The sequence below is a fragment of the Mesorhizobium sp. M7A.F.Ca.MR.362.00.0.0 genome, from assembly GCF_004023175.1.
Classification (GTDB): domain Bacteria; phylum Pseudomonadota; class Alphaproteobacteria; order Rhizobiales; family Rhizobiaceae; genus Mesorhizobium.
In genome coordinates, this window is the sequence record NZ_RZTF01000265.1 from 1 (window position 1) to 3,798 (window position 3,798).

The 3,798-nt window shown below is 62.2% G+C and carries 4 protein-coding genes; all 4 read right to left on the minus strand.

Translation table 11 applies throughout. The annotated features are described in order from the left end of the window. Positions 1-898, minus strand: an 898-nt coding sequence (locus tag EOC06_RS25850) for an ABC transporter permease (RefSeq protein ID WP_245470065.1), incomplete at its 3' end; no start/stop codon positions are given. 61 nt (positions 899-959) lie between these two features. Further along, positions 960-1,904 carry a substrate-binding domain-containing protein gene (locus EOC06_RS25855; protein ID WP_127267574.1) on the minus strand — a complete coding sequence of 315 codons (945 nt, stop codon included), beginning with the start codon at positions 1,902-1,904 and terminating at the stop codon, positions 960-962. A gap of 67 nt (positions 1,905-1,971) precedes the next feature. Further along, complete coding sequence (locus EOC06_RS25860; RefSeq protein ID WP_127317901.1) at positions 1,972-2,886, minus strand: sugar phosphate isomerase/epimerase; 915 nt, start codon at positions 2,884-2,886, stop codon at positions 1,972-1,974. 55 nt (positions 2,887-2,941) lie between these two features. Continuing rightward, on the minus strand, positions 2,942-3,798 hold an 857-nt coding region (locus EOC06_RS25865), incomplete at its 5' end, for a Gfo/Idh/MocA family protein (protein WP_245470067.1).

The following is a 3,798-nucleotide window of genomic DNA, read 5'->3' on the forward strand; positions in this document are numbered from 1 at the left end:
GCACGATGCCGTTGCGGATCGCGCGCAGCATCAGCGCGCCGACGATGGTGCCGAGGATCGTGCCGCGTCCGCCGGTCAGCGCCGTGCCGCCGACCACCACCATGGCGATCACTTCGAGCTCATAGCCGGTGCCGGCCACCGGTGAGGCGGCCGAGATGCGGAAGGCGCTGATCATGCCGGCCAGTCCCGCAAGGACCGAAGTCAGGATGAACAGCCACACCTTGACGGCGTCCGCCGGCACGCCGCGCGCCACCGCCGCGTTCCGGTTGGAGCCGATGGCGCTGATCCAGTTGCCGAGCTTGGCATAGCGCAGCACGTAGATCGCCAGCAGCGAGAGACCGATGAACCACCACAGCGAGGTGTAGAACCGGAACGACCCGACATTGAAGCTGCCGGCCAGCAGCGTGACGAAAAAGCCTGGCTGGTCCCAGGATTTCAGCGGAAAGCCCTGCGTGATGTAGAGCGCCGCCCCGCGCACCACGAGCAGCATGGACAGCGTGACCAGGAAGGACGAAATGCCGATCTTGGTGACGATCAGCCCGTTGATGGCGCCGATGGCGATGCACAGCAGAAGCCCGGCCAGAAGCGCGATGCCGATATCGACGCCTCCGTTCTGCACCAGAAGCATGACGACGACCGGCGCCAGCCCGAACACGGCACCAACCGACAGGTCGAATTCGCCCGCCGTCAGAAGCAGCGTCATGCCGAGCGCGATAATGCCGAGCTCGGGGAGGAACGCCATCATGTTGGAGATGTTGAGCGGCGACAGGAAATTGGCATCGGCGATGGCGAACACCGCGAGCAGGACAATGAGGATGACGAGCGAGGAGAATTGCGGCGAGCGCATAAGGCTCGATCTACGTTTCCCGACAGGCATTTCGTCTTCTGCGGCGATCATCATGACTGCTTGAACCATGCTTTGAAATGGTGCCCGCGGCCTGCGCCGCGGGCACCGGTTTTCACTTCGTGTCGTAGAGTTTCAGGATCGGTTCGACGCTCGAGGCGTCGTAGAGGCTGAAAGTATGGATGTCGTAGCCGATCGGTTCGCCCGACGCGGCGAGCCCGAGCAGCGCCACCGGCATGAAGCCTTGCGCAGACGGAAACTGCCAGGCGGCCGCGTTGACGAAGCCGGACTTCACGGCTTCCGCGGTTTCCTTCGAATTGCCCCAGCCGACGACCGGGATCTTGCCGGCCGGCACACCGGCGCCGTCGAACACCCGCTTGACGCTGGCCGCGACGGAATCGCCGAGCGCGATGATCGCCGGCGGATTGTTGGCCACCATATAGTCGGTCATCTTGGCAATGATGCCGGCCGGGTCGGTGCCGCAATCGACCACATCATATTTGATCCCCAACGGATCGAAGACGCTGGCGATGCCTTCGGTCTCCAGCTGCTGATAGCTGGCGCCAGGCACTTCCACCGGCAGGAACACCTTGTCGCCCTGCTTCACCATCTTGTGGTCGACAAGATACTTGGCCCAGATGACCCCCGCCTCCTTGAGATCGGCGCCGACATAGGCCTGCCGTCCGGTCGCCGGATCGTCTGTGTTGAAGAACACGATCGGGATCCCGGCCGCCTTGGCAGCCTTCACTTCCTCGGTCCACAGGCCCGGCTGGGCCGAGGTGGTGGCGATGCCGTCGGGCTTGGCCGCAAGCGCGGAATTGAAGGCCTCCTTCTGCGCCGCCATGTCGCCGCCGCTGAAGGAGATCTTGCAGGTCACCTTGAGCTGGTCGCAGGCTTTGGTCGCGCCGGCATTCCAGTCCAGCCAGAACGCATCCGACGGACCGCCATGCGACAGCAGATAGAACGTCTTCTGGCCATCCTGCGCCATTGCCGGCGAGGCGAATGCGATGCCCGCGAACACAGTCGCGGCCGCTGCCAGTTTCAATCCGAATTTCAACACTGCAATTCCTCCCTTGTTGTTGCTTCCAAGCCGGATGCACCGCCGGCAAAGGGCGACGCACAGCTGGTCAGAGACCGTTGGCGCGGAACTTGTCGTCGAGAAATTTCTTGGCCCTCGGCACGTCGTCTTCCGAAAGGTGTTCGATGATCACCGGGATGTTCGGGTTCTTCTGCGACAGGCGCTGCAGATAGAGGTCGTAGTTCAGCGAGCCGGTGCCCGGCGCGTTGAGGACCATCTCGCCAACGCCGCGGAAGGTGTGCGAGGCCAGCGCGTCGTCATCGCCGATGTCCGCATGCTTCTCGCTCTTGTCGTCGCCGGCTCGTGCGACATCCTTGGCATGCGCGATCTTGACCTTGTCGGCCAGCGTGTCGAACACCTGGTTCAGCACCTTGTCCATCTGGTCGATGTTGTGGCTTTCGAAGTAGTTGGTCGGATCCATCAGCAGGCCGAGGCCCGGATGGTCGACCTGCGCGAACATCCTCACCGTTTCCTCGACCGAGCCGACGACATTGTTGACGTAGGTTTCGAGCAGGAACATTGAGCCGTGGTCATAGGCTTCCTGCGCCAGTTCGGAGATCACCTTGCGGCACATCTCAAAACCCTCTTCGGACTTGTTCTTGGGATCGCTCATCCACTCGCTCTCGGTGTTGTAGGTACCGGTCTCCGAGATCACGTAAGGACTGCCGAGCTGGCGGGCGTTGCGGATGATTTCCTTCAGCCGATCGACATTCGCCTTGCGGTGCGCGAGGTCGGGATGAATGACATTGGTGTAGCCCGAGATGCAGCAGATCGGCAGGTCGTGGGCACGGAACGTGTCGCGAACCTTCTTGGCCTTATCCTTGGTGATCTGGCCGGCCGACAGGTCGATATCCTTGAAATGAAGGTCGAGCTGCACGGTGTTGAAACCGTGGCCACGGATCTTCTTCGCCGTCTCTTCGAGGCCGTACGGGAAATAGCCCGTGAAAATACCTGCCTGCATCATAGTGTGAATTCCTCCCTGTAAGCGATTCAGTTGTCTGGTGTTTCAGTTGCGGTGATCAGGTAGCGATTTCGGAAAGCTTGACCGTGCGGCCCTCGTCGATCGAGCGATAACCCGCCTCGACCAGCGCCATGGTCTTGACGTTGTCGGCGACCGACAGCGCCGGCGGTGTGCCGGTCTTCACCGCGTGCTGGAGCTGCTCCATCACCCCGATAAAGGCATGCGGGAACCACATCGTGTCCCAGCTCGGACTGACCCACTCGCCTCCGGTCGTCTCGGTCGAGGCATAGGTCAGCGTCGAGGCAGCGCCCGTCGGCCAGCCAATGGTGCCCTTCGCGACCCCCTTGCTGCCGTCGACGCGCCAGTTGATGTGCTGGTCGTCCTTGTAGCCATCCTGACGCGGACCGGACCAGACATCCTCCAGCGACACGGCAAGCACACCGGACGGGAAGCGCAGCGTCGACACGGTGATGCCATCGGAATGGTCGAATGTCGTGCGCGGATCCTTGCGTGTCAGCGTGGTGATCTCGTCGGGATCGCCGAACAGAAAGCGCAGCACGTCGAGATGATGCACACTCATGTTGGCGAGCGTCAGCCGGTCATAGTCCTCGAGGAAGCTCTGCCAGTGCGGGATGGCGTGCATGTCGATCTGCGCGAAGACGATGTCGCCCAGCGCGCCGCTGTCGATGATCTGCTTCAAGACGCGCATCGACTGGTCGTAGCGCATGTTCTGATTGACCGAGAGGATCTTGCCGGCTTTTGCCGCCTCGTCGCGCAGCTTGACCGCTTCCTCGACCGACAAGGCCAACGGCTTCTGCGCCAGGATCGCCTTGATGTGCTTCTGCTTCAGCGCGTGACGGATCAGCGCCGGCTGCAGGTCGGGCGGGAAAGCAAGATCGATGATCTCGACATTCT

Coding starts and splice junctions, on each gene's coding strand:
- EOC06_RS25860 (WP_127317901.1), bottom strand. CDS start 2,886: ATGATGCAGGCAGGTATTTTCACGGGCTATTTCCCGTACGGCCTCGAA.